This window comes from Actinoplanes rectilineatus (assembly GCF_000962825.1).
Taxonomy (GTDB): Bacteria; Actinomycetota; Actinomycetes; order Mycobacteriales; family Micromonosporaceae; genus Actinoplanes; species Actinoplanes rectilineatus.
In genome coordinates, this window is record NZ_JZKF01000003.1 from 220,721 (window position 1) to 246,138 (window position 25,418).

At 69.6% G+C, this 25,418-nt stretch carries 30 protein-coding genes and 1 pseudogene; 5 read left to right on the forward strand and 26 right to left on the reverse strand.

The window, feature by feature from the left end; genetic code table 11:
- Positions 1–2: 2 nt before the first annotated feature.
- From WH85_RS03525 to WH85_RS03590, 14 genes are all read right to left on the reverse strand, one after another.
- On the reverse strand, positions 3–794 hold the full coding sequence (locus WH85_RS03525; RefSeq protein ID WP_045740171.1) for a flagellar motor protein: 792 nt from the start codon (positions 792–794) through the stop codon (positions 3–5).
- Complete coding sequence (locus WH85_RS03530) at positions 794–1,063, reverse strand: flagellar FlbD family protein (protein ID WP_045740172.1); 270 nt, start codon at positions 1,061–1,063, stop codon at positions 794–796. Before WH85_RS03530 ends, WH85_RS03525 begins: the two co-directional genes overlap by 1 nt.
- Positions 1,064–1,236: 173 nt before the next feature.
- The gene (locus WH85_RS03535; protein ID WP_045740173.1) at positions 1,237–2,493 is read right to left on the reverse strand and encodes a flagellar hook protein FlgE; all 1,257 of its coding nucleotides are present in this window, start codon (positions 2,491–2,493) and stop codon (positions 1,237–1,239) included.
- 9 nt (positions 2,494–2,502) lie between these two features.
- The gene (locus WH85_RS03540; protein ID WP_169792402.1) at positions 2,503–3,249 is read right to left on the reverse strand and encodes a flagellar hook assembly protein FlgD; all 747 of its coding nucleotides are present in this window, start codon (positions 3,247–3,249) and stop codon (positions 2,503–2,505) included.
- A 143-nt stretch (positions 3,250–3,392) separates the two neighbouring features.
- Positions 3,393–3,881 carry a hypothetical protein gene (locus WH85_RS03545; RefSeq protein ID WP_045740174.1) on the reverse strand — a complete coding sequence of 163 codons (489 nt, stop codon included), beginning with the start codon at positions 3,879–3,881 and terminating at the stop codon, positions 3,393–3,395.
- Between the two features lie 7 nt (positions 3,882–3,888).
- A complete protein-coding gene (locus WH85_RS03550) occupies positions 3,889–4,251 on the reverse strand; it encodes a response regulator (protein ID WP_045740175.1) in 363 nt (120 codons plus the stop codon).
- The gene (locus tag WH85_RS03555) at positions 4,248–4,733 is read right to left on the reverse strand and encodes a chemotaxis protein CheX (protein ID WP_045740176.1); all 486 of its coding nucleotides are present in this window, start codon (positions 4,731–4,733) and stop codon (positions 4,248–4,250) included. The genes WH85_RS03550 and WH85_RS03555 overlap by 4 nt, the downstream gene beginning before the upstream one ends.
- Entirely contained in the window at positions 4,730–5,116 is a 387-nt protein-coding gene (locus WH85_RS03560) for a response regulator (protein ID WP_183222472.1), read from the reverse strand. Before WH85_RS03560 ends, WH85_RS03555 begins: the two co-directional genes overlap by 4 nt.
- Before the next feature lie 5 nt (positions 5,117–5,121).
- Complete coding sequence (locus tag WH85_RS03565) at positions 5,122–5,967, reverse strand: CheR family methyltransferase (RefSeq protein WP_045740178.1); 846 nt, start codon at positions 5,965–5,967, stop codon at positions 5,122–5,124.
- Positions 5,964–7,133 carry a protein-glutamate methylesterase/protein-glutamine glutaminase gene (locus WH85_RS03570; RefSeq protein WP_045740179.1) on the reverse strand — a complete coding sequence of 390 codons (1,170 nt, stop codon included), beginning with the start codon at positions 7,131–7,133 and terminating at the stop codon, positions 5,964–5,966. Before WH85_RS03570 ends, WH85_RS03565 begins: the two co-directional genes overlap by 4 nt.
- Positions 7,134–7,146: 13 nt before the next feature.
- On the reverse strand, positions 7,147–8,019 hold the full coding sequence (locus WH85_RS03575) for a hypothetical protein (RefSeq protein WP_045740180.1): 873 nt from the start codon (positions 8,017–8,019) through the stop codon (positions 7,147–7,149).
- Positions 8,019–8,456, reverse strand: coding sequence for a chemotaxis protein CheW (locus WH85_RS03580; RefSeq protein WP_045740181.1), 438 nt, complete (start codon positions 8,454–8,456; stop codon positions 8,019–8,021). Before WH85_RS03580 ends, WH85_RS03575 begins: the two co-directional genes overlap by 1 nt.
- Position 8,457: 1 nt before the next feature.
- Complete coding sequence (locus WH85_RS03585) at positions 8,458–10,845, reverse strand: chemotaxis protein CheA (protein ID WP_045740182.1); 2,388 nt, start codon at positions 10,843–10,845, stop codon at positions 8,458–8,460.
- An 85-nt stretch (positions 10,846–10,930) separates the two neighbouring features.
- Positions 10,931–11,629, reverse strand: coding sequence for a response regulator transcription factor (locus WH85_RS03590; protein WP_045740183.1), 699 nt, complete (start codon positions 11,627–11,629; stop codon positions 10,931–10,933).
- Between the two features lie 403 nt (positions 11,630–12,032).
- Between WH85_RS03590 and WH85_RS51490 the strand changes: the two genes are divergently transcribed.
- Positions 12,033–12,791 carry a CAP domain-containing protein gene (locus tag WH85_RS51490; RefSeq protein ID WP_045740184.1) on the forward strand — a complete coding sequence of 253 codons (759 nt, stop codon included), beginning with the start codon at positions 12,033–12,035 and terminating at the stop codon, positions 12,789–12,791.
- Between the two features lies 1 nt (position 12,792).
- Here the strand turns inward: WH85_RS51490 and WH85_RS03600 are convergent, their stop codons facing one another.
- Positions 12,793–13,875, reverse strand: a complete 1,083-nt coding sequence (locus WH85_RS03600; RefSeq protein WP_083448758.1) for a UDP-N-acetylmuramate dehydrogenase — start codon at positions 13,873–13,875, stop codon at positions 12,793–12,795.
- A 58-nt stretch (positions 13,876–13,933) separates the two neighbouring features.
- On the opposite strand from WH85_RS03600, the gene WH85_RS03605 reads away from it, so the two are divergent.
- The 3 genes from WH85_RS03605 (at position 13,934) to WH85_RS03615 (ending at position 17,223) form a co-directional block, all read left to right on the forward strand.
- Positions 13,934–14,695: a maleylpyruvate isomerase family mycothiol-dependent enzyme gene (locus WH85_RS03605; protein ID WP_045740185.1), complete on the forward strand. Its 762-nt coding sequence runs from the start codon at positions 13,934–13,936 to the stop codon at positions 14,693–14,695.
- Between the two features lie 92 nt (positions 14,696–14,787).
- On the forward strand, positions 14,788–16,191 hold the full coding sequence (locus tag WH85_RS03610) for a GH1 family beta-glucosidase (RefSeq protein ID WP_045740186.1): 1,404 nt from the start codon (positions 14,788–14,790) through the stop codon (positions 16,189–16,191).
- A gap of 18 nt (positions 16,192–16,209) precedes the next feature.
- Positions 16,210–17,223 carry a LacI family DNA-binding transcriptional regulator gene (locus tag WH85_RS03615; protein WP_045740187.1) on the forward strand — a complete coding sequence of 338 codons (1,014 nt, stop codon included), beginning with the start codon at positions 16,210–16,212 and terminating at the stop codon, positions 17,221–17,223.
- Positions 17,224–17,251: 28 nt separating this feature from the next.
- On the opposite strand, the gene WH85_RS03620 is transcribed toward WH85_RS03615, so the two are convergent.
- The 11 genes and pseudogenes from WH85_RS03620 to WH85_RS03670 all read right to left on the reverse strand — a co-directional run bounded on the left by WH85_RS03620 (position 17,252) and on the right by WH85_RS03670 (position 25,037).
- On the reverse strand, positions 17,252–18,136 hold the full coding sequence (locus WH85_RS03620; RefSeq protein ID WP_045740188.1) for an AraC family transcriptional regulator: 885 nt from the start codon (positions 18,134–18,136) through the stop codon (positions 17,252–17,254).
- 76 nt (positions 18,137–18,212) lie between these two features.
- Positions 18,213–18,989 (reverse strand): EI24 domain-containing protein, encoded by a 777-nt coding sequence (locus WH85_RS03625; protein WP_045740189.1) that lies wholly within the window; start codon positions 18,987–18,989, stop codon positions 18,213–18,215.
- Between the two features lie 25 nt (positions 18,990–19,014).
- The gene (locus WH85_RS46615; protein ID WP_157410716.1) at positions 19,015–19,449 is read right to left on the reverse strand and encodes a hypothetical protein; all 435 of its coding nucleotides are present in this window, start codon (positions 19,447–19,449) and stop codon (positions 19,015–19,017) included.
- A 100-nt stretch (positions 19,450–19,549) separates the two neighbouring features.
- A complete protein-coding gene (locus WH85_RS03635; RefSeq protein WP_045740190.1) occupies positions 19,550–20,437 on the reverse strand; it encodes an alpha/beta fold hydrolase in 888 nt (295 codons plus the stop codon).
- Positions 20,438–20,462: 25 nt separating this feature from the next.
- On the reverse strand, positions 20,463–20,777 hold the full coding sequence (locus WH85_RS03640; protein WP_045740191.1) for a DUF2516 family protein: 315 nt from the start codon (positions 20,775–20,777) through the stop codon (positions 20,463–20,465).
- Positions 20,778–20,853: 76 nt separating this feature from the next.
- Positions 20,854–21,345, reverse strand: coding sequence for a hypothetical protein (locus WH85_RS03645; protein ID WP_045740192.1), 492 nt, complete (start codon positions 21,343–21,345; stop codon positions 20,854–20,856).
- A gap of 38 nt (positions 21,346–21,383) precedes the next feature.
- A pseudogene (locus WH85_RS03650) lies at positions 21,384–21,728 on the reverse strand (helix-turn-helix domain-containing protein); the annotation flags it as partial.
- Positions 21,729–21,806: 78 nt separating this feature from the next.
- Positions 21,807–22,718 (reverse strand): asparaginase, encoded by a 912-nt coding sequence (locus WH85_RS03655; RefSeq protein WP_045740194.1) that lies wholly within the window; start codon positions 22,716–22,718, stop codon positions 21,807–21,809.
- Positions 22,715–23,548 (reverse strand): beta-keto acid cleavage family enzyme, encoded by an 834-nt coding sequence (locus WH85_RS03660; RefSeq protein ID WP_045740238.1) that lies wholly within the window; start codon positions 23,546–23,548, stop codon positions 22,715–22,717. The genes WH85_RS03655 and WH85_RS03660 overlap by 4 nt, the downstream gene beginning before the upstream one ends.
- Before the next feature lie 29 nt (positions 23,549–23,577).
- Entirely contained in the window at positions 23,578–24,606 is a 1,029-nt protein-coding gene (gene ygfZ / locus WH85_RS03665; RefSeq protein WP_045740239.1) for a CAF17-like 4Fe-4S cluster assembly/insertion protein YgfZ, read from the reverse strand.
- Between the two features lie 8 nt (positions 24,607–24,614).
- On the reverse strand, positions 24,615–25,037 hold the full coding sequence (locus WH85_RS03670; protein ID WP_045740195.1) for a Fur family transcriptional regulator: 423 nt from the start codon (positions 25,035–25,037) through the stop codon (positions 24,615–24,617).
- A gap of 126 nt (positions 25,038–25,163) precedes the next feature.
- Here WH85_RS03670 and WH85_RS03675 point away from each other — a divergent pair.
- On the forward strand, positions 25,164–25,418 hold a 255-nt coding region (locus WH85_RS03675), incomplete at its 3' end, for a hypothetical protein (protein WP_157410717.1).

Below are 25,418 nucleotides of genomic sequence, written 5' to 3' on the forward strand. Positions count from 1 at the left end.
GTTCAGGCCGCCTTCTTCGTCGAGGCCGCGGCCTCGGACTTCTTCATCTCGTCGGGCGGCAGGAGACTACGCAGCTTCTGCGCGACCAGACGCGGGTTGGAGCCGGCCTGGATGGCCAGCACACCGTCGATGACCAGTTCCATCTCCTCGGCCTCGATCTGACTCAGCCGGGCCAGGCGTGCCCCGATCGGCAGCCAGATGATGTTGGCGCTGAGCACACCCCAGAGGGTGGCGACGAACGCCGCCGCGATCGAGTGGCCGAGGGTCTCGGGCTTGTCGAGGTTCTCCAGAACGTGGACCAGACCCATGACCGTGCCGATGATGCCGATGGTGGGGGCGTAACCACCCATGCTCTCGAAGAACTTCATCCCGGCCTTGTCCGCCTTCTTCTTGGCGGCGACCTCGGCGTGCAGGATGTCGTGCAGTTCGTCCGGGTCGGTGCCGTCGATGGCGAGCTGCAGACCGCGCTTGAGGAACGGGTGCTCCACCGTCTTGACCGCGTCCTCCAGCGCGAGCAGGCCCTCCCGGCGGGCCCGTTCGGCCAGCTTCACCACCGCGTCCAGCAGCTGGGTGGGCGGGATGACCTTCGTGGAGAACGCCTTCTTCAGGTTGTTCACGAAGTTGGCCGCGTCCTTCATGACGCCACCGGCCATGGCGGCGCAGAAGCCACCGCCGAACACCAGCAGCATCGACGGGAGCAGCAGGATGGAGGTGGGCGAACCACCCTCCAGGATCTGGACGGTGAAGACGATCGCCAGACCGACGACCACACCGATGACGGTGGCTAGATCCATCAGCGTTCCTTCCGGTGCAGCCTGAGCACCTTGGCGTCATCGTCGTCCGTGGCGGGGGCCGCAGGTTCCGTCTCCATCCGGCTCGCCTGGGCGATGAGGGAGGCGCGGTAGTGGCGTACCGAGGCGACGAACTCGGGCACGGATTCCGAAATGATGTACTTCGTCCCGTCGACCAGGGTGACGACCGTGTCGGGCGTGCACTCCACGCGTTCGACCAGGTCCGGGTTCAGCGCGAACACGACACCGTTGATACGGGTTACCAGGATCACGAATTCCGTCCTTGGGGTGTCTGGGGAGCGAGGGCCCTCCCTGGCCCGTCACCTAGTACTTCGGCTGCTTTTGGGGTGCGAATGAGTTCGCGGCGGCTACCAATACGGGTTCGTCACCGAAAAGGGCCGGGACGGGCATTACTGCCCGTCCCGGCCCTCCGGCGTCAACCGGGTCAGCGCTTCATGGCGACGAGTTCCTGCAGGATCTCGTCGGAGGTGGTGATGATCCGGGAGTTCGCCTGGAAACCGCGCTGCGCGACGATCAGGTTGGTGAACTCCTGGGCGAGGTCGACGTTCGACATCTCCAGCGCACCGTTGAGCACCGAACCCATGCCGGCGCTGCCGGGTTCGCCGACCTGGGCGTACCCCGAGTTGATGGTGCTCCGGAACAGCGAGTTGCCGACCTTCTCCAGACCGGCCGCGTTCTTGAAGGTCGACATCGCGACCTGACCGAGGATCTGCTTCAGGCCGTTGCTGAAGACGCCGACGATCTCACCGGAGTTCGAGACGGTGTACGCCAGCGACGTCAGCGTGCCGGCCGTCTGACCGTCGGTGTCGAACACCCGGGCGTCGGCCAGACCGGAGTACATCGTCAGGTCGGTGACCTTGATCTTGTAGCCGTTCGGGGCGGGTGGCGTCCCGATCGTCATGGTGCCGTCCGCGTCCAGCCCGTTCGCCGTCGCGTCCGCCTTGCCACCGGTCATGTCCAGCGTGCCGGTCGCCCCCGGGATGTCGGCGCCCGTCGGGTCCAGGAGGGTGATGTCCCAGGTCTCCGAGGCGGTGGGCCGCACATCGCGCTCCAGCTTGACGGTGATCGTGCTGGTCGCGCCCTTCTCGTCGTAGACCTTCACCGGGATCGTGTACGTGTCCCGCGTGAGCAGTTCGTTCTCCGGCAGGTCGCTGGTCAGGTTGCCGCGCAGGGTGATCGTGGTGGTCGCCTTCGGCGGGATGGTGGTGCCGATCGGCATGTTGATGTCGTCCGGCTTCGCGGCCGAGTTGACCACGCCGTCCACCGCGGTCCAGCCCTGCACCGGCTCGCCGGTGGTGGTGGCCAGCGTGCCCTTGGCGTCGAAGAAGAACGCGCCGGCCCGGGTGTACAGCATCTCCTTACCGCTGCGGACCACGAAGAAGCCGTCCCCTTGGATCATCATGTCGCCGGACTTGCCGGTGGTCTGCGCCGAGCCCTGACTGAAGTTCGGGGTGATCGCGCCGACCCGCACACCCAGACCGACCTGCGCGGGGTTGGTGCCGGCCTGGCCGTTCTGCGGTGCGCCCGCGGCGCCCATCATCTGGCTCAGCGTGTCCATGAACTGGACCTGGGAGGTCTTGTAGCCCACGGTGTTGACGTTCGCGATGTTGTTGCCGGTCACGTCGGTCATCTGCTGGTGGGCCTTCAGACCGCTGATGCCGGAGTACAGAGAACGCAGCATGGGGTTTCCTTAGCGGTTGAGAGGAAGCGGTTCAGCGATCTGCGGAGAGACGGTCGGTATCGCGGCTGCCGGAGCGATGGCTGCCGGGACGGCTGCCACTGGAACGGCCTCCGCCGGAGCGACCGCTGCCGGAGAGACAGCTGCCGGAGCGGCGGTCGCCGGGGTCGCGGTGGCGGGTGCCGCGGGCTCGGCGTCCGGGGCGGCCCCGTCCTGCCGGATCTCCAGAACCTTGGACAGCGCCACATCCCTGTTCCCGACCGTGAGCGTCGGATCGCTGTCCCCGTTGAGCTTCGCGGAGGTGATCACACCGGTCTGCCGGGCACCGGCCTCGTCCATGTAGGCGACCGTCCGGCCCACCATCGAACCGGCGGTGACCAGTCGCTGCGACCGCATCGAGTCGAGCAGTTCCTGCAGCTTCTCGACCTGTGTGAACTGGGCGGTCTGCGCGAGGAAGGCGGTCGAGTCGGCCGGCTTCATCGGGTCCTGATAGCGGAGCTGGGCGACCAGCAGCTTCAGGAAGGTGTCCTTGTCGGCGAGGTTGCGCACCCGCGACATGTCCTCCGACGACTGGGCGGTGACGCCCGGCATGCCCGGGATGGCGATGCCCGGGGCCGGGGCGCCCGGGGTGGTGACGCCCGGAGTCGCTGTCGTGCTTCCCGGGATCGCCGTCCCGGTGGGAATCGCTGTCCCGGCAGGAGCGGCGGTTGCCGGCGCGACTGCTCCGACGCCGGTCGGCCCGGGGATCGGCGAGGTCATACGGCGTTCTCCTGTCGGTTGCGAGCGGAGCTCAACCTAAGGTTCGGCCTGGTTGCGGGATTGCTTAGAGACAAAAATGGGCGGGCCCGCCGACATCGGCGGACCCGCACCCACGGTTTTCAGTTGTGTGCTGCCGGCGGCCGTCAGGGCGCCAGCGACAGGCTGAGCTTGCCCTTGCCGTACCGGCTGACCTCGGTCATCAGGTCGAGCCGGCGGCCGAGGGCGAGCAGGACCGCCCGCGCGTCGGCGGGCAGATCCATCTTCGGATAGATCACCTGGTAGAGCTTGACGTGCGGAGAGCCCTCCTTGTTGAGGAGGCTGGTGAAGATGTTGCACAGTTCGAAGACGTTCTCGGCGAGGTTGGGGAAGAGCTCCTTCTCGTCGATGCTGTCCTCGGCCGCACCGGGCGGCAGCAGACCGAGGGCGGCGCCGGCGTTGGCCGCGAGACTCATCTCCAGCCCCAGGCAGGCGTAGATCTTCTGATTGGCATCGGTGAAGATCGCGACCGTGGCCATGGCGATGTCCTCCGCGCTGAGCGGATCACCAGGGCTGACGATCACCTCTCGGCCGAGAAGGTCCTCGAACAGGTTGCGAACGGCTAGTGAGCCGGGAAGAACTGAGACGTCTGACATGTCTTAATCATCCCAAAATAGGAGCGAAAACCTCATCGAATCGCTCAGCTGTGAACGGTTTGACGATGAAGAACGCCGAGCCTGAGGCCTCCGCGGCCTCCTTCATCTCCGGAGTGCACTCCGAGGTCACGAAGCCGAACTTCACGTTGTTGCCGGTGGCGCGGATCTGCCGCAGGACTTCGATGCCGGTCAGGTGCGGCATGTTCCAGTCCGAGATGATCAGGTCGGGCTTCTCACTGAGGGCCATGTCGTAGGCCTGTTGCCCGTCCGCGGCCTCGATCAGATCGTGGTCGCCGAATCCCGCCTGACGCAGGGTACGAACGACGATCTGCCGCATCACCCGGCTGTCGTCGGCAATGAGGATCTTCATGCACCGTCCTCCTTTGTCTCGCTGCTGATCTGCCACATCGAAATCGACACGGGCTCGCCTTCCCACAACCCGTACACGCCGCTGATACGGGCGGCGTTCGGGTAACGCGCCGTGGACTCCGGCGCGAGCACAACTTGCGGCAGTGACAACTGCGCGCCCGGGGGCAGCATCGCCTTGACGTTGCCGCCGACGATGTTGGCCAGCTCTCCGAGAGTGTCGGAGATGTCCTCCTCGCTGACCTCCTCGAGCTCCATGGCGAGGAAGGCCGCGGCCGCGCGGCGGGCCGCCGCGGTCGAGGACGCGTACACGACGTGCCCGCTCCATGAACCGGTGATGGAGACCGAGGAATGCACCTCCGACGCCTGGTTCTCGTCGTAGGTCGGGATCAGCGGGCTGACGCCTTCGGGGTCCAGGTACGACTCCCAGACCTGTTCCACCATCTCGGCGAGGTCGCTCTCGTCAACCTCGACTTCGACGCTCATGAGTTCGCTCCGGTCGGGACGAGGCCCAGCAGGGCCAGCTTTTCGATCATGGCGCCCTCCGTGAAGGGCTTGATCACGTATTCGTGGGCGCCCGCGGCGAGTGCGCGGACGATCTGGCTCTGTTCGCTCTCGGTGGTGACCATGACCAGGGTCATCTCCCGCAGACGCGGATCGGCCCGGACCTTGGTGACGAACTCGAGCCCGTTCATGTTGGGCATGTTCCAGTCGATGAGGGCCAGGTCCGGCACCTCGGTCATGTCGGCGAGAAGGTCGAGCGCCTCCTTGCCGTCACCCGCCTCCACCGCCTCGAAGTTGAGCTTCGTGACAATGCGCTTGAGGATCATGCGCATCGCGCGCGAGTCGTCGATCACCATGGCGCGCATCGGCGTCATCCCCTTCTCGCGGCACCGGCGGGCACCGCGTTACGGATCCGGTATGCAGAGGTGCGGCCGGCGGCCACTCGCTCGTAGTTGTCGTCGATCCCGATCGTCGTCTCGGCCGCGCCCAGGAAGAGCCACCCGTCGGGGCGCAGGATCTTCGCGGCGTTCTGCAGCACCTGCCGCTTGGTGGCGACATCGAAATAGATCAGCACGTTACGCAGGAAGATCACGTCGAACGGCTGCATGGGCGGGAACGGAGCGGTCAGGCTCATGTGCTTGAACGAGACGTTCTTGCGCAGCGCGGGGATGATCCGCCAGTGCGCGCCGGCCCGCTCGAAGTACTGCACCAGTTGGGTAGCCGGAAGACCCCGGTTCACCTCGACCTGGCTGTATTCGGCCTTCTCCGCGCGGGCGATCATCTCGGTGGAGATGTCGGTCCCCATGATCTCGTAGGTCCATCCCGCGGGCAGGTTCTCCTGCAGGGTGATGGCCAGGCTGTACGCCTCCTGGCCACTGGAACTCGCCGCCGACCAGAAGCGCAGCTTACGGACGGCCTGCCGTGCCTTGATCAGGTCGGGCAGGACCACGTCGATGAGCGCCGAGAACGGTTCCCGGTCCCGAAACCACGAGGTCTCGTTGGTGGTGAGCGCATCAATGATCTTCCGCTGATGCTGCGGATTGGGACGTTTCTGCAGGTCAGCGATGAAGTCGTTGACGTTCGGCGCCCCGACGGCACGGGCGACAGGGATGAGACGGGCCTCGACCAGGTACTCCTTGCCCGGCGCGAGGACGATGGACGCCTCCTTGCGGACCAGGTTCGAGACGAAGGTGAACTCCGCTTGCGAGAGGGTCATCGGGCCACCGCCGGCGACCGCCCGACCCGAACCCGGCTGAGCAGCGCTCCCGCGATCTTGTCGAGTGGCAGGATCTCGTCCGCCAGCCCCGCCGTGACCACGGCGCCGGGCATGCCCCAGACCACCGAGGTCGCCTCGTCCTGTGCCAGTACCTCGGCGCCCGAGTCTCGTAGCACTTTCGCACCACCCCGTCCGTCTTGTCCCATTCCGGTGAGCACGGCCGCGAAAGCCGATGCGCCGTACAACGCCGCCACCGAGCGGAACATCACGTCCACTGCAGGCCGGCACGAGTTCTCCTGTGGCGCACTGCTGAGCTGGGTCAGCGTCGCGGTTCCCCGCCGCTGGAAGACCAGGTGACGGTCGCCCGGGGCGATGTAGACCGTGCCGGCCGCGAGCTCCATGCCGTCGCCGGCCTCCAGCACCCGCAACGGCGTGCTCCGGTCGAGACGCTCGGCGAACATCTTGGTGAACACCGGCGGCATGTGCTGCGTGATGACGACCGGGACCGGCAGATCCGCCGGGAGACCCAGCAGGACCTTGGTCAGCGCGTCCGGCCCGCCGGTCGAGGAGCCGATCGCCAGGATGTCGCACCGGCCCGCAACTCCGGGACGGCGAGTGGCGGCGGGACGTCCCGGCGGTGGGCCACCCGCAGCCGGGCGGGCCGTCGTGGGTGCCGCACCCGGGCGCACCGGTGCGGCGCCGGGGCGCAGTCCGGCGGCGGGCGCGGGTCCCCGGGACGGCGGACCGGCCGCACCGGGACGGCGACGACCGCCCAGCGCATGGATCTTGGGGACGAGCTGATCGCGGACCGCCTGGATCGACTCCTTCACCGAGCCGACGTTGCTCGGCTTGGTGACGTAGTCGGTCGCTCCGGCGGAGAGCGCCTCCAGCGTCGCGGTCGCCCCCGCCGCGGAGAGCGTGCTGAACATGATCACTGGAAGGCTGGTATGCCGCTTGCGCAGCTCTTTCACCGCCTGGATGCCGTCCATCTGCGGCATCTCGATGTCCATGGTGACCACATCGGGTTTGAGTTGGTCGATCTTCGCCTGGGCCAGCAGACCGTTCGCGGCCGTGCCGACGACCTGAATGCCCGGCGCCTCCCCGAGAGCGTCGACGATCAGCCGACGGACCACCACGGAATCGTCGACGACGAGTACCGAGATCATTCGACCACTCCCTTCAACCGAGCCAGGCCGGGCCGAGCGCCGCGACCACCGGCGCGAGCAGCCGGTGAGCCGTGGCGGTGTCCAGCAGATCCCGCACCACCAGCGCCTGAACGGCGCCGCTGAGCATGTTCCAGACCCCGCCGGCCCGATCGGCCAGCGGAATTCCCGCCGAGTCCACCGCTTGGACCAGGAGCATCTGGGCCGCTGCCGCGGTCCGGACCCGGTCCGACAGATAGGCGGCCCAGGAGGCCGAGTGGACGGCGGGAGACCATCCGGCGGTGTTGCGCCGGGCGTCGTCGGCGGCGGTGGTGACCCGCTGCCGATCCTCCGGGCGCAACGTACGCAGCCGGTCGAGCAGAGCCGACACCGTGTAGTGGTGCGGTCCCATGTCGATCGGCGCGCCCGTCGGCAGTTTGCGCACCGCGGCCACCCAACCGGCGCCGAGACCGCGGCGAGTCTCGTCGTCAAGCACTTCCCGCAGGTAGCTGGCCACCGCCGCGTCGCAGAGCAGCGCGGTGGCGGCGGCAGCCTCCTCACTCTGCTGCGCCGCCCGCCCGCTCCCCTGCCAGGTCCACGACATGACGTCGTACCGGATGCAGGTGAGCAGCGAGTCGACCGACCCAATCGGCGCACGCTCGACCAAGGCGAGGTTTCCGGCCGGGTCATCTTTGGACATCGCCTTGAGGGACGGCATCCGGCGTGCCGCGCTCTCCACCTCGACCCAGAGCGGGCCGCGGACGTCCTCGTCCGGAAGTCGCTCGGCGAGCACCGGCAGGTCCCCGGTCTGCAGGCGCAGGGCGCGCAGCAGCACCTCGGCCGCGGCCGGCCCGCCGTCCAGGCGGGTCAGGTCGAAGCCCAGGACCGGGGCGCTGACCAGGCTGTACATCAGGTGGTGGCGCGGTACGTGTCGACGGCCTGATTGACGTCGAGAGCCAGCATCAGACGCCCGTCCAGCTTGAACGTGCCCACCACCAGTTCACGGGTGGGACCGCTGAGCGTGTCCGGCGGCGGCTCGAACTTCTCGTCCTCCAGATCCACGACCTCACCGATCTTGTCCACGAGCAGGCTCACCGGCTCGCCGTCGCCCCGCAGGATCACGTTCATCACCGGGCCGTGCAGTGCCTGCCGGGCCAGACCGAGCTGGACCCGCAGGTCCACCGCCGCGATCACCTGGCCACGCAGGTTGAAGAGCCCGCCCACGGCCGGCGGCGCGAGCGGCACCGGCGTGTACTCGTTGTACGAGAGCACTTCCTGAACCGTGTGCACCTCGACTCCGAAGAGCTGTCCGTCCACCTCGAAGGTGGCGAACTGACGACTGCCCATGTCAGGCCTCCACCAGCATGTCGTCCTCGGCATCGCTGTAGAAGTTCGGGTCGGCCGCGAGGATCGCCCGGCGCACGTCGAGCAGTTCGGTGACCCGTTGCTGGATCACCGCCGTGCCGACCAGGCCGTCCTCCTCGGCGTCGCGACGCGCGGTGGTCTCGTTCTCCGCGATGTCCACGATCCGGTCCACCACCAGTGCCACGCTCCGTCCGCCCTCGCTGTAGACGACCACCGACACGGTGTCGCCCTCGATCTCCTCGCCGTACACCCCGAGCAGGTGCGAGAGGCGTACCAGCGGCAGGATCTGTCCGCGGTACTGCACCACCTCGCGCGAGCCGGCGTGCTCGATGCGGTCCCGTGGGAACTCCTCGAGCCGGGTGACGGTGTCCAGCGGGATGGCCACCCGCCGTTCGCCGACCGCGGTGACCAGCAGGCGCTGGACTCCCCCTCCGCCGGAGGACTTCGAGTTCGCGACGACGTTCTCGCGTTCCGAGTCGACGGCCAGGTGCGAGCGCCGGGCCAGCGACGACACGTCCAGGATCAGGCCGACCTTGCCGTCGCCGAGGATGGTGGCTCCGGCGTACAGACCGATGTCCTTGAACCGGGTGTTCAGGGCCTTGACGACGACTTCTTCGGTGTTCAGCACCCGGTCCACGACCATGCCGAACCGCCGGCCGTCGGCCTGCAGCACCATGATGTAGACACCCTGGTCGCCGCCGACCTCGAGACCGAGGGCGCGGTCGAGGCGGATCAGCGGGAGAAGCTTGCCGCGCAGACGGTAGACCGGGGCGCCCGAGGCGTACTCGATCTTGGTGGATTGCCCGTCGATGAAGACCAGTTCGAGGACCGCGACCTGGGGTACGACGTACCGCTGCTCGCCGCAGTCGACGGTGAGAGCCTGGATGATCGCCAGGGTCAGCGGGATGGTGAGCCGCCAGACCGTGCCCTCACCGGGGGTCGAGTCGACGCTGACCGCGCCGCCGATGTTCTCGATGTTGGTCTTGACCACGTCCATGCCGACGCCGCGGCCGGAGACGTTGGTGACCTTCGCGGCGGTGGAGAAACCGGGCTGGAAGACCATCGCCATGATGTCGCGGCGGTCCATGTTCGGGATCTGGTCCGGCCGGAGCAGCCCCTTCTCCACGGCCTTCTCCGCGATCCGGTCGACGTTCAGGCCGGCACCGTCGTCGGCGACCTCGACCGCGACGTGCCCACCCTCGTGGTACGCGCGGAGCGTCAGCGTGCCCTCGATGTTCTTCCCGGCCGCGGCCCGCCGGTCCGGGTCCTCGATGCCGTGGTCGACCGCGTTGCGCACCAGGTGGGTCAGCGGGTCCTTGACCGCTTCCAGCAGGCTCCGGTCGAGTTCGGTGTCCTTGCCCTGCATCACCAGCTGGACCTGTTTGCCGAGCGAGTTGCTCAGGTCCCGGACGACGCGGGGCAGCTTGGACCAGATGTGCTCGATGGGCTGCATCCGGGTCTTCATGATGCCGGCCTGCAGCTCACTGGTGATCATGCCGAGCCGCTGGGCGCTGCGCACCAGACCGGACTCCCCGATCTCCATCACGCCACGGACCAGCTGGTTACGGGCCAGCACCAGCTCGCCCACCATGTTCAGCAGGGTGTCCAGCAGGTCGACGTCGACCCGGATCGCACTGTCCGCGATGCTGCGCTTGGGCGCCTGCTGCTGCAGCGCCTCGTTCACCGCGGCGGGCTGGGCCTTGCCCTCCTCGAGCAGGATGGTGCCGAGTTTGCGCTCGTCGCCCTCGATCTGCTGCTGCAGGGCCGACGACACGTCCGACGGCGCGGCCGCACCCGCGTCGACCAGGATCTGGCCGATGGGCTGGCGCTGGTCGGCGACCGGGTCGGGTGCCGGGCGGGCCGGGGTCTCGTCCAGCTGCACCGGTGTCTCGGCCTCGGCGGCCGGCGCGGCCCCGGCCTCGGCAGCCGGCGCGCTCTCCGCCGCTGCCGGGGCGGCCTGGTCAGCGGCGGGTGCGCTGTCCGACGGCACGTTCATCTGCGCGTGGACCTTGACGAGGATGCTGTCGATGTCGACCTCGTCCTCGGTGCCCTTCTCCTCGATCGAGGAGAGCAGCGAACGGACGCCGTCGATGGTGGCGAGCAGCACGGTGATGGTCTCCGGCGTGACCGGCTGGACGCCGTCCCGGAGCCGGGAGAGTAGCGACTCGCCACCGTGGGCGAGCTTCTCCAGGCGGCTGAACGCCAGGAATCCGCTGGTGCCCTTGATGGTATGGATCGCCCGGAAGATACGGGAGATCAGGTCACGCGAGTCCGGTTCCTGCTCGAGGCTCACGAGGTCCCGGTCGATCTGGTCCAGGTTCTCGTGGCTCTCCATCAGGAATTCGCCGACGATCTCGCCAAGGTCTTCCACGTCTTACTACCTCCTGCTCGGCTTCACAGCCCTCATCGACGCTCTCGGGCGTCAACTGAGAAGACTCGACCGGTACGGCGATTGATCAGGCGTCTCCGCCCGGTCGGCGGTAGCGGTATCCGAATCCGCGGACGGACTCGATGGGTGATTCGTCCGGGTCTGACCAACCCATCTTGCGGCGCAGCCGCAGCACCGCGAACTTGACCCGTTCCTGGCCGATGCCGGTCGGGTCATCCCAGGCCTGGGTCAGCAGCTGGTTCGGGGAGAGCACCGCGCCGGCATGGCGTACCAGCGCGTTGAGCAGGCGGAACTCGGTGGGCGTGAGGCGTTTCTCCTCGCCCTTGACGTAGACCCGGCGCTTGGTCGGGTCCAGGTGCACGAGGCCGTCGTCGTAGATCTGGCTGGCCCAGCTGTTCTGCCCGCTCGACGAGCGTCGCAGCAGCGCCTCGACCCGGGCCAGCAACTCGTTGTTCGCGAACGGTTTGGTCAGGTAGTCGTCGGCGCCGCCACGCAGGCCGCGTACCTTCTCGGCCTCCTGACCGTGCGCCGTGAGCACCAGCACCGGCACGTCCGAGACGTCCCGCAAACGCTCCAGCACCTGCCAGCCGTCCAGCTCGGGCAGACCGACGTCGAGCACCACCAGGTCGGGGTGTTCGGCGTAGGCCTCCTTGAGCCCAGCCCGGCCGTCGGCGGCGTGCGCCACCTCGTAGCCGGCCCGGCTGAACAGCAACCGGAGAGCGAGTGCGATGTCCGGGTCGTCCTCCACCACGAGTAGGCGACTCATCTTTTGCTCACCCTGCCCCCAACCCGGTGCATGCGCCCGATCGGGCACGGCTGACTCCGGGCACGGGTGAGTGCCGGAGATCAGCGTCCTGCCTGGAACCGCTCGCATGACCGCGAACGGGAGAAAAGTCCAACGGCGGAAAACCCACCATAGCGTGATGTCATCACCTATTTACGGACAGTCACGAGTCTAGCGTCATCGGACTCGAACACGAGCCGGTCCCGCAGTATCCGCTCGACTCACCGCCCGAGCCGGTGTGCGGGGCACGCCGGGGGCATCCCTTCAGCCTGACATCTTTCGTACGGCATTTCGTCCGTTCCGCGAAAGATGTGACACGCCACGTACAACGGGGTGCGATAGCCGTGATGAACGATCCGCGTCCTGTCCCGTTCCGGAGGAACCCGTGTTCGACCTGGTGATACGGCGTGCCGCTCTTCTCGCGGCCGCGCCGGCACTGCTCGTCCTGACCGCGCCCGCCCTCGCGCACGGCCCGGTCACCCCGCCCCGCCCGGCCCGGGTGCCCGCACCGCCGTCCGAGGCCCGCCCGGCGCCGCCGCGGGGGCCGGACGCCGGTCCGGCGCCGATCCGCGGGGACAGTGCCGACCCAGCGCCGATCCGCGGCGACGCCGTCGACTCAGCGCCGATCCGCAAGGGCAAGAAGAAGAACCCGGCGCCCGCCCGGGAAGACCGTGCCGCCGAGGCCCCGGCACCCGTCCGCGGGGACAGTGCCGCCTCCGGCAGCGTCGAGAAGAAGGCCGCACCGATGGTCCGGACCCGGACCCGGGCGATCACCGCCTCGGTGCTCCGGCTGACCAACCGGGAACGGCGGGTGGCCGGCTGTCCCGCGGTGGGCGTCGAACCCGACCTGGTCACCGCGTCCGCGCAGCAGAGCGGGTACATGGCCCGGACCCGGCTGTTCAGCCACACCTGGCGCAACGGCTCCACGCTCGCCACCCGCGCCAAGGCGGCCGGTTACACCCAGCCCGCGGGCGAGAACATCGCCTGGGGATTCCGATCCGCGCGCGAGGTGGTCGACGCGTGGATGGACAGCCCGGGACACCGGGCCAACATCCTCAACTGCAGCGCCCGGAAGATGGGGGCCGCCGTCTCGTACGCCGCCGACGGCACTCCCTATTACACCCAGGTGTTCGGCTGGCGCTGACTCACAGCGCGCAGTCGACCAGCACCGGCTCGGGGTGCAGCTCGACACCGAAGCGGGCGTGCACCCCGTCCCGGATGGTCCGGGCGAGATCCAGCAGAGCGCCGGTCGTGCCGGCACCCCGGTTCGTCAACGCCAGGGTGTGCTTGGAGGAGATGGCGACACCGTCACCGGCGAAACCCTTGGGGAAACCCGCGTTCTCGATCAGCCAGGCCGCCGGGAGCTTCACCGTGTCGTCGGCGCCCGGCCAGTGCGGCATCTCCGCGCTGCCGCTCAGACCCGCGAAGAACGCGGCGGGCACCACCGGGTTGGTGAAGAACGAACCGACCGACCAGGTGTCCCGGTCCTCCGGGTCGAGCACCATGCCCTTGCCGGCCCGCAGCTTGAGCACGGTGTCCCGGGCCAGGCGCAGCGGCACCCGGTCACCGGCCGAGGCACCCAGCGAGCGGGCCAGTTCGGCGTACCGGATCGGGGCGGAGTCGGCCGACTTCGCCAGCCGGAAGTCCACCGACAGCACCAGGTAACGGTCGTTGTGCTTGAACACGCTGGAGCGATAGGCGAAGGCACACTCGTCCGGCGACATCACCCGCACGGCACCGGCCTCCCGGTCGTACGCGTGCACCGCCTCGATGGTGTGCGCGACCTCCTGCCCGTACGCCCCGACGTTCTGGATCGGGGTGGCGCCGGCCGAACCGGGGATGCCGGACAGGCACTCGACACCGGACCAGCCGTTGCTCACCGCGTACTCCGCAAAAGCGTCCCAGCTCTCGCCCGCAGCGGCCCGGACCAGCACCGACGCCGGGTCCTCACCGACCACCTCGACACCGCGGTTGCGCAGCAGCAGCACCTCGCCGTCGAATCCGGCGTCGCCGATCACGACGTTGCTGCCGCCGGCGAGCACCAGGAGCCGCCGGCCCGCGGCCGCGGTCTCCCGGACCACGGACACCGCGTCATCCGGGTGATCCACGGCGGTCACCGTGCCGGCCGGACCCCCGAGGCGTAACGTCGTGTACGCCGCCAGGAGGTGTTCCCGAGCCGAAGAAGTGTCAGTCGTTTGATCCGCGTATGCGTCGGGCACGTCGTTCACCCTAAGCTCACGGTGGGGATGGCCCACCAGCGGTCCGGCCGAGCGGGAGACGAGTGCGATGAACAGGGTGCACGCGACGAAGGACTTCTGGCTCGCGGCGTTGCGCGCCGACGGGCCCGCATTGTGGGAGGCGGTCTCCGAGACCGGCCCCGAGCCCGCCGTGGCCGGCTGTCCGGACTGGTCGGTGGCCGATCTGACCGAGCACGTGACAGCCGTCCTTCGATGGGTACGCTCCACCGTCGCGCGCGGGGTGACCGACCATCCGGACGTCTCGCCCGTCCCGGAGGCCCGTCCCGAGTGGCCCGAGGCCCTCGACGTGTTGCGCCGGGAGATCACCGGCACGATCGAGACCCTGGAGGCGGTCGACCCCGACCTCCCGGCGTGGAACTGGGCGCCGCAGCCCAAACGGGCCGCCTTCTGGCACCGGCGGATGGCGCACGAGATCTCGGTGCACCGCTGGGACGCCGAGACCGCGGCCGGCCGGGCCACCCCGATCGAGACCAAGCTCGCCGCCGACGGTGTCAGTGAGGTGCTGGACACCTGGCTGCCGGCCGGCAAACGCCAGGGCCCGACCGATCTGCACGGTGTCGTGCACCTGGTCGGCACGGATGCCGCCCAGGAGTGGTTCGTCCGGTTGCGGGGTTCGGGCGTCGCCCTGCTGGACACCGGCACGATCCTGGACAGCGACGACCACCACGCCCGGGCCAAGGCCACCGGCACCGCCGGCGACCTGGTGCTGGCCCTGATGGGGCGCAAACGGCTCGACCAGCTCGCGGTGACCGGCGACCCACGACTCCTGCAGGCCCTGCACACCGGCTGATCGCTTTTCCCAGTGGCCTGGTGCCGACGCCGTGAACCCTTAAGATGAACCGGTTAAGTTATCGGGATCATGAGCAGGAAGCGGTGAAGCCCATGACGGCAACCGTCACGTCCACGTCGGCCCAGCCCGCACCGGCAGGGATCACCTTCCCCGCGGGCTTCGTCTGGGGTGCCGCCACGGCGTCGTACCAGATCGAGGGTGCGGCGCGGGAGGACGGCCGCGGCCCGTCCATCTGGGACACGTTCAGCCGCACCCCCGGCAAGGTGCACGCCGGGCACACCGGTGACGTCGCCTGCGACCACTACCACCGGTACGTCGACGACGTCGCCCTGATGGCCGATCTGGGCCTGGCGTCGTACCGCTTCTCGATCGCCTGGCCCCGCATCCAGCCGGACGGCACCGGCCCGGTCAACACCCGTGGGCTGGACTTCTACGACCGGCTCACCGACGAACTGCTCGGCAAGGGCATCGACCCGGTCGTCACGCTGTACCACTGGGACCTCCCGCAGACGCTCGAGGACCGCGGCGGCTGGGCCAACCGGGAGACCGCCGAGGCGTTCGCCGAGTACGCCCGGATCGTCCACGCCCGGCTCGGCGACCGGGTGGGCACCTGGACCACGCTGAACGAGCCGTGGTGCGCCGCCTACCTCGGGTACGGCTCCGGCATCCACGCCCCCGGCGTGCAGGACCCGGTCAAGGCGCTCACCGCCGTGCACCACCTCAACCTGGCCCACGGCCTGGCCGCCCGGGCCCTGCGCTCGGCCGGCGCCACCAACATCAGCATCACGCTGAACCCCTGCGAGGTCTCGCCGCTCGACCCGGAGAGCGCTCCCGACCGGGACGCGGCCCGTCTGATCGACGGCCTGGCCAACCGGATCTTCCTCGACCCGCTGCTGCGTGGCGAATACCCCGCGGACGTGCTGGAGCACATCTCCCGCTTCCGCGACCTGTCCTTCATCCGCGACGGCGACACCGCGATCATCAACGCGCCGATCGACGTGCTGGGCATCAACTTCTACACCCCGTCGTACGTGTCGGCGAAGCCCGGACACCCCGGCGCCCTGGACTACCCCGGCAGCGAGGGCATCGCGTTCCGCCCGCCGGTCGGCCCGGTCACCGACATGAACTGGCAGATCGAACCGGCCTCGCTGACCCGGCTGCTCACCCGCATCCACCGGGACTACCCGGGCACCGCGCTGATGATCACCGAGAACGGTGCGGCGTACCCGGAGGTCCCGGCGGCCGACGGCGAGGTGCACGACCTGCGCCGCATCGAATACGTCGACGCCCACCTGCGCGCCTGCCACGACGCGCTGGCCGCCGGCGTGGACCTGCGGGGATACTTCGCCTGGTCGCTGCTGGACAACTTCGAATGGGCCGAGGGTTACGCGAAGCGCTTCGGTATGGTGCACGTCGACTACACGACGCAGCGCCGGGTGCTCAAGGACAGCGCCAAGTGGTACCGCGAGGTCATCGGGCGCAACGGCCTGGAGTAAAGACGACAGGAGCGGCTTGTGACGACGCGGGGACGGCCGACGCTGGAAGCGGTGGCCCGTCGTGCCGGGGTGTCCCGCGCGACAGTCTCCCGCGTCGTCAACGGCTCGACGACGGTGGCCGCGTCCATCCGGGACGTGGTCAACCAGGCCGTCGAAGAACTCGGGTACGTCCCCAACCAGGCGGCCCGGAGCCTGGTCACCCGGCAGACCGACTCGATCGCGCTGATCCTGCCGGAGACCGCGAACCGGGTGTTCTCCGACGACCTGTTCTTCCCGGCGATCATCCGGGGCGTCGGCGCCGAACTGGAGGCGGCCGACAAGCAGCTCGTACTGATGATGACCGGCTCACCCGCCGGTCACCATCGCGTCGAGCGGTACGCCGTCGCCGGCCACGTGGACGGCGTCATGTTCGCCTCGATCCACGGCGCCGACCCGCTGCCCGCAGCGCTGGCCCGCAAGGGCATCCCGGTGGTCTGCAGCGGACGGCCGATGCACGAGGACCCGCCGGTGCCCTACGTGGACGTGGACCACGCCGGCGGGGTGGCCGCCGCGGTCCGCCACCTGGTCGCCGGCGGCCGCCGCCGGATCGCGACCATCGCCGGCCCGCAGGACATGGTGGCCGGCATCGAACGCCTGATCGGATACCGGCAGACCCTGCGCGCGGCCGGACTGCCGGAACTGGTGGCGGCCGGCGACTTCACCCGGGAGTCCGGGGTGGCCGCGATGCGCGACCTGCTGGACCGCGATCCCGAATTGGACGCGGTGTTCGCCGCCTCCGACCTGATGGCCCACGGCGCGTTGCAGACCCTGCGCGCGGCCGGACGCCAGGTGCCGGGCGACGTGGCCATCATCGGCTTCGACGACTTCGAGATCAGCCGCTACACGGATCCGCAGCTCACCACGGTCCGCCAGCCGATCGGCGAGGCCGGCCGGACGATGGCCCGGCAGATGTTGCGCCTGATCGCCGAGGACCCGGACGTCCCGCCGTCGATCGTGCTGCCCACCGAACTGATCATCCGAGCCTCCGCCTGACCCGCCGCCGGCCCGGCCCCACCCACCGTCATGACGGTTCGATCGGAAGCCACAACTCGCAGGTCGCGGTGCTGAAGTCGTCCGCCCGTTCGAGCACGGCGACGATCTCCGGACCCGGCCGCAGACGCCACGGGTTGGACGGGAACCATTCGGTCGCCGTCGCTGCCCAGGCCTTCTGGAGTTCCTGCGGGTACGGCCCGGCGACCCGGAAGACCGCCCACCGGCCCGCCGGAACCTCGATGACGTCCAGGTCCTCCGGAGGCGTCGTGGTCGCGAGTACCGCGACCCCGTGCAGGTAGGTCAGTTCGCTGCCCTCGGCGCGGTCCGGGTCGAGGTCGGCGCTGACCGCGAGCAGGCCCGCCGGTTCGGTCTCGGCGAGACCCTTCAGACGGACGTGTTCCTGCGGCGGCAGGCTCGCCAGGTGCTGCTGGATGTGCGGGTTGACGCCCTGGTGGATCAGCGGAACCCGGGCGGCGTGCCCCGTCAGCCGGAACGCGGGGTGGTCGACGATGCGGGTGTCCATACGTTCGCTCCCTTCGACGCTCAGGCGGAACCTGAGCTGCGGTTGTGTGCGAAGGGGCCCGCCGTCACGGCGTACCTCGCCGGGTGACACGCCGTGGACCGCCCGGAACGCCCGGCCGAACGCCTCGGTCGAGCCGTACCCGTGCCGGACCGCGATGCTCAGCAGGTCCTGCTCGCCCCGCACCACGTCGGCGGCGGCGACCGACATCCGGCGGCGACGGACGTACTCGGACAGGGGCATTCCGGCCAGCGACGAGAACATCCGCCGGAGGTGGTACTCGGTGGTGCCGAGCGTCCGGGCCACGTCCGTGACGTCGAAGCCCGTGACGCCGGAGCCGCCCGTGAGGTTCTCCTCGACGATGTCGACGAGGTGGTTGAGTGCCGTGATCATGGGACCTCCCTTCGACCTCGACTCTCGTCGCTCGCGACCCCGTCCCGCCCGATCCCTGCTGCCCGATCCGATCAGGTCAGATCGACTTGCCGAGGGATTTGCGGGCCAGCAGCGTGGCTCCGGCGATCGCGGCCGGCATCAGGAGGACAGCGCCGAGCGGGATCAGGAACGCCGCGAAGACCGCACCGCCGAAGCCCAGGGTCAGCGGCTTGTCCTGGGCGAGCACCACGCGCCGGTGCCGCAGGCGCTGACCGCGGCGCTGGAACGGCACACCGGTCAGTTCCAGGGCGAGCAGCCAGCCGCCGATCGCGCCGCCGAGCACCGGGATCACGGTCTGCCCGGCCACCGGGAGGAAGCCGAGGAGGAAGAGCGGGATGCCGACCAGGATGGAGATGCCGATCAGCCGGAGCGCGTCGGCCACACTGCGCCGCGTCGACCGCCAGAACCCGGCCTCGACCGCGTCCGGTACGCCGCCGAACCGTTCCTCGACCAGTTCGGAGATCTTCTCGTAGAACGGGTCGCCGATCACCAGGGTGACCGCGGTGAAGGTGAGGATGCCGAACAGCACCGCGAGGCCAAGCAGCCCGGCGCCGGCGATCACTTCGACGGTGCCGCGCAGCCAGCCGGCCCAGTCGCCGGCGAACCAGGTGACCTGTCCCGACAGGTCGGGCAGGAAACGGAGGAACACGATCAGGGCGATCATGTAGACGAGCCCGGAGAGCAGGGCCGGGAGCAGGCCGAGCAGCAGCAGCCGCGGGTTGCTCAGGACGATGCCGAGTCCACGGCCCAGCAGTCCGACACCCACCACGAACTGGCGGAGGGCGGTGACCGGACGACTCTGATCTGCATTCACGTTCCGGGAGCTTATTGCCCGCCGGCTACTTTCCGCGGAGCCGGGTCGTCGGATCCGGGTCGCCGCCGGCACCCGACGACCCGGGGTCCGGTTCCGCGGTGGCGGGCTGGGTGGGAGTCGGCACCGGTGGCAGCACGATCAGTGGTGGCCTGGTGGTGGTCGTGGTGACGGCCGGCTCCGACGGCGAGGGTGTCACGGTCACCACCACCGTGCTCACGGTCGGCGTGGGTGTGGGGCCGGCGGAGGTCGCCGCCGGTGCGGTGGTGACGGTCGGCGGCTGCCGGTCCGGCCGGTTGCCGGAGACCGGTGTGGTCCGGGTGACCGGGGTCGGCGCCGTGCCGAGGACGCCGCCGCCGGGGGCCGGGGCGTCGCCACCGGAGAAGGTGCCGGACAGGGCGTCGGCATCGTCGGAGGAGGCGAGGGGCTGCGGGGACGGAGCGCCGAGAGCCCACCCGGTCACGACCGCGAACGGCAGCCCGAGAACTACCAATGCGAAAAAGACGGATTTAGGGGACACGCGCACGTCAGGAACACCGGATCGACGCCGGAAAAGTTACGGGTCACCCGTTCAGGAAGGTGGAGATCCGATCCCGCAGCTCACGACGGTTGTTCCAGAGAACGGACGGCCGGTCGAACACCTCGAGCCCGGCGTTCGGCAGCAGTCCGGCCAGCCGTTCGGCCCAGGCCAACGGGTGCACGTCGTCGCCCCGGCAGCCGATCACCAGAGCCCGGCCGCGGAAGGCGCGGAGCAGCCGCTCGTCGGGCACCGCCGGCTCCGGCCAGAGCGACTCCAGCTCCGGCGCCAGGCCGTCCCGCTGCAACTGCTCGACCCGCTGCCGCAGAAAACTCCACCCGGCCGGGGTGTTGCGCACCGACGGCGGCAGCTCCTGCTCCACCGCGTCGGCGATCATCGCGGCCTCCCCGGACTCGACCGAGGCGAGCAGCCTGGCCAGGCGTTCCACCGAGGACTCCGGACGATGGCCGTCCACCACGGCGGGCAGGTAGAACACCACCCGCTCGAAACGGTCCGGCGTCTCGGCCAGCACCCGGCAGAGCGCCGCCGCACCCATGCTGACGCCCACCGCGCGGGTCGCACCGGACCGGTCGGCGACACCGCGCAACTCGGCCGCCAGATCACCGAACGACCACGGGCCGGGCGGCACATCGGACCGGCCGTGCCCGCGGAAGTGGAAGAACACCCGGCGGCCGGCCACACCACTGCCGAGCGGGCGGGTGCCGGCGATGTCCCCGGCCAGCCCGTGCGCGAACACGGTCACCGGTTCACCCGTGCCGGTGACGAGCTGCTCCACGCGTACACCGGAAGGGAGAAGGACCACCTCGGTGGCCGGAACCGGCAAGGTGGGCCGGCCCGTCCGCGGCCCGGTCCGGTCCATGCGCTGCAGACGCGGACCGCCGTCCGGCGGAGGTGGACCGAAACGGCCCCTCACCGGCGCGCGGAGGCGCGGAACGCCGTCACCAGAGGCCCTTGCCGTCCGACAGGTCCTTGAGACCGGGACGGACGTCGAGCAGGTAGATCAGCGCCGCGGCGATGCCGATCATGCTGATCATCAGGATGCGACCGCTGGTCAGCACGGTGATCACCAGACAGACGGCGATGATCGCCGCCCACGCGCCCTTCGGCAGGGTGCCGAGCGCCTGGAATCCCGGCCCACGCTGGGTGAGGCAGTGGATCAGGGCGATCGCCTGGACGATGACCGCGACGAGGAAGACCGTCACGTCGATGTAGTACCGGACGTCGGCGAAGAAGATCGGCGTGGAAGTGGCCATGTCCCGAGTCTATGCGGCAGGCCCCGGCAAAGCCGGGGCCCGCAGATCATGTCGTGGTGCCGACTCGGTCGCGTTCTTACTCCGCGGACTTCTCGTCGGTCTTGGCGACAGCCGGCTTGACGCGCTTGCGCGGCTTCGGCGCGGCCTCGACGGCCTTCGGCTCGGTGGGCACCGGCGCCTCGACGGCCTTCGACGCCTCGGTGGCCTCGATGTCGGCGTTGACCACGTCGGCGGTCTCCACCACACCGGAACCGACGACGCGCTCGCCGCGGGCCACCAGAGCGGTGTAGGCGGCAACCGCCTTCTCCTGCGCGACCTGGGCGAACGAGGTGGCCGCGGTGGCCGCGTTGTCCCGGATGGCGGTGAAGTCGGTGCCGTTCGCCTTGTCGCGCAGCTCGGCGGCCCGGGTGTTGGCCTGCTCGTTGTAGGTGCGCAGCGACGCGGCGGCCTTGTCGCTCAGCTCGGTGACCACGGCGGGCAGCTTCTTGAGCTGCTCGAAGGCGAGGTCACCGGCGCCGGCGGCGGCGTAGAGGGGGGCGGGGATGCGGGTCTTGGTCTGCTCGGTCATGAGGTCTCCTCGGTCGGAGTGGTCCGGGGCGGTTCAGCGCGGGCGTTCTCGTTACGGAACGTCTCGTAGATCTGCGTCAGAGACTGCTTCTGCGCGATCGTGAGCTCCGGGTCGACCGCGATGGCAGCCAGCACGCCCTGCTGGCCCTCGCCATCGAGCAATCCCGCCCGCAAATACATCGCGGGCGTCGACACTCGCAAGGCGCCGGCGATCTGCGCCAACACCTCGGCGCTCGGTTTACGCAGGCCACGCTCGATCTGGCTGAGGTAGGGGTTGCTCACCCCGGCCTTGTCGGCGAGCTGCCGCAGCGAGATCTTCGCGGTCTGCCGCAGGTCACGGATGAACGATCCGATGTCCTCGGGCAGATCCTTGGGCGTGGCCATGGCTCGACGGTAGCCCCGAGTGCTAGCTCTTGCAAGCACAATGCTTGCAATTGCTAGCGTGAAACGAGTCACCCACCGTTACCGAATCGGACGAACCTCACCCACCGGACGCCCACCGCCGAGCACCACCTCGGCCAGCACCGGCGGCACCGCCACACCGAGCCGCCGCAACTCCGACAGCAGCACCGGCATCCGGGCCCGCGCCGAACCGTCGGAGATCTTCACCGCCACCGCACCCACCCCGGGCACCGCGGCCACCGCCACACCGTCCGCGCCCTTCTTCGACAACAGGCCCGGCACCGCGGACATCAACACGGTGTCCTCGGTGCCGGTACCGGCCACCAGCTCCGGATGCGCCCGCATGGCATCGGCGACCCGGCGCTCGGGCGTACCCGGCTCGGCCTCGACCAGCCGCAGGAAAGCCCGGGCCAGACCCAGCGGCGAGACGGCCAGCACCGGAGCACCACAACCGTCCACCCCCTCGGCGGCGATCGGCTCACCCGCGAGCCGGCTCACCGCGTCGGCGAGAGCCTTCTGCAACGGATGATCATTTGCGAGGTACGAGTCCAGCGGCCAACCGTTGGCCACGCAGGTCGCGAGCATGCCGGCGTGCTTGCCGGAACAGTTCATCAGGATCGGCTCGGGACCACCGCCCGCCCGCAGCCAGGCATTCCGGGACGCTTCCCCCATCGGCAACTCGGCCGGGCAGAGCAGCGCCTCCGGGCCGAGACCGACCGACGCCAGGACGGCACGCACCCGGTCCACGTGGAACGGCTCGGCGTCGTGGCTCGCGCTGAACAGGGCCAGGTCGGCCTCCTCACGCGGCACCAGACCGCACCCGAGCATCCCGACCGCCTGCAACGGCTTGTTCGACGACCGCGGGAAGACCGGGGCGGTCACGTCACCGAGGCTGTCACCACCGACCACCGCGACGACACCGTGGTGGACGCTCTCCACGAACCCGGAACGAACGACTTCAGCAACGATCATCGGTGTGGAACTCCGAGCAGGTCACGAGCTTGAGCGGGGGTCAGAGGGGGACGCTGGGCCAACTGGGCGAAACCGACGGCACGGGCCACCAGCTGCATGTTCGACTCGACCGGGCGGCCCTTCGCATACGTCAGGGTGTCCTCCATGCCGACCCGCAGATGCCCGCCGCACGCCAGCGACGCCAGCATCACCGGCAGCGTGCTCCGGCCGATGCCGGTCGCCGAGAACGTGGAACCGGCCGGCAGATCCCGGATCACCTGCTCGCAGGCGACCAGGGCGGCGGCGGTGCCCGGCATCCCGCCCGGCACGCCCATCACCAGGTCGGCGTGCACGTGACCGCCGGCGGGCAGGCCATGCTTGTCGAGAAGACGGCGCAGCGTGGTGAGCTGGCCCAGGTCGAAGATCTCGTACTCGGGGACGATGCCGCACTCCTGCATCCGGGTGTGCAGGTCGACGATGAACTCCCACCGGTTCAGGAACACGTCGTCCCCGAAATTGACGGTGCCCATCGTGCAGGAGGCCATCTCCGGGGCGGCGTCCAGCACGGCCAGCCGATCGGCCTCCGGGTCGGTCACCGCGCCACCCGACGACAGCTGCACGATCAGGCCGGTGGACTCCCGCAGCGCCACCACGGTCTCGCGCAGCCGGCCCCGATCCAGGGTCGGCCGGGCCGCGGCATCCCGGATGTGCACGTGGACGACCGACGCGCCGAGCGCCTCGCACTCCTTGGCGGTCGACACCAGCTCGTCGAGCGTCACCGGCAACGCCGGCACGTCGGCCTTACGGCTCTCCGCGCCGGTAGGAGCGACGGTGATCAAGGTCCCGGTCATGCCCTGCATCCTGCCATGCGGGACCGTGATCACTCCGGGTCGATGGCCGCGGCCGACTCCCCCACGGTCAGGCGGGCGTCGTCGGCGACGTTGCGCTTCACGACGGCCAGGGCGATCATGCCGAGTTCGTGGTGCCGGACCGCGGTGCCGACGAAACCGACCGCCCGGCCGTCCAGCTCGACCGCGGTGCCCCGCGCCGGCGGGTGATCGGTGGCCACCCCGTCCAGGTGCAGCAGGACCAGGCGACGCGGCGGACGGCCCAGGTGGTGCACCCGGGCAACGGTCTCCTGCCCCCGGTAGCAACCCTTGTCGAGGTGCACACCGGTGGCGATGAAACCGGCCTCGGCGGGCAGCGTCCGGTGGTCGGTCTCCCAACCCAGCCGCGGCGTGCGGCGGGCGGCCCGGACCGCCTCGAACGCCCAGAGCCCGGCCCGCGCCACGCCCAGCCGTTCGATGACGGCCGTCCGGGCGGCACGGGGGATCAGCAGGTCGACGCCGTACGGAACGCGGCGGGCCAGGCCACCTTCGAAGTCACGTACCCCGTAGAGGCTCGTCGCCCCGGCAGGCACCGCGCCGGCGGCGAATTTCGCACCCGGCACCGCACCCACCCGGGGTTCGCCCAGATCCGGGAAGAGATCCGCGGCCCCGGGACCGACCAGCGACAGCACCGCCATCTCGGCGGTAGCGTCCCGCGGCTCCACCTTCGTGAAGAACCGCATCATCTCCAGGTATTTCAGCAGGCCCGCGCCCGCACCCGGCTCGGTGTCGAGCCACGCGGTCGTGCCGTCCTCGGTGACGAACGCGTGCTGCTCGACATGCCCGTTCGGGGAGAGGACCAGCAGCTCACTGCCCTGCCCCACGGACAGGCCGGTCAGATGCTGCGTGGTCAGCGTGTGCAGCCAGCTCGCACGCTCCTCGCCCGGCACCGCCAGCACATCCCGGTTGGACCGGTCGACCAGGCCGACCGCGGTCTCCAGCAGACGCTGCTCACGCATCGGGTCACCGAAGTGCGCCGGCACGCCCGCGTCGGCAGCGGACGGGTCGAGGTCCTCGACCATCACGACGCTCACTCGGCCTCCTTGCAATCGCCGCACACCCCGAACAACGAGACGTGCCCCACGTCCACCCGGAAATCCCGCTCACGCAGCAACTGGTCGGTGACCGGCCGCATCACCGCGGGATCCATCTCGGAGATCGAACCGCAGGAGCGGCAGACGAGATGGACATGCTGATCCTCACCGGCCGCGTGATAGGTCGGCGAGCCGTGCGACAGATGCGTGTGGTTCACCAGGCCGAGCTCCTCGAGAAGCTCCAGCGTGCGGTAGACAGTGGTGATGTTGACGCCGGCGGCTCGCTCGCGGACGGCGTTGTGCACGGACTCCGGCGTGGCATGGCCGAGTTCGTGCACAGCCTCGAGGATCAGCTGGCGCTGCGGCGTGAGCCTCAGCCCACGCTCACGGAGCATGGCGGCAAGCGAGGTGGCGGACACCCGTCGAGCATAGTTCGCTAGTGCGTTGACCACGAATGTTCACCGGGTCGGTCGGGCACCGGATTGTTGGATGTCACCACGGGCTCACTATTGCTTCGCGCCTAGGGTCTCGTGGATACTGGTCTCATGCCTAGGCTTCGGGTGGGTGTCGGGCCGGTGGTGCATCGCACTGCCCGGATCGGTCTGCGGGTGACGCGGGCTCAGCGGCAGCGGTGCTTCGGGTTGTTGCGGTCGGCCGGTGACGTGTGGGCGTGCATCCTGGAGGTCAATGCCTGGCATCTTCGTCGCGGCGATGCGCCGGTGGCGGGCTACCAGCAGTTGTGCCGGTTGTTGGCCGCCTCGGGTCCGGGGACGTTCGGCGAGCTGGACTCGACCGGTGCC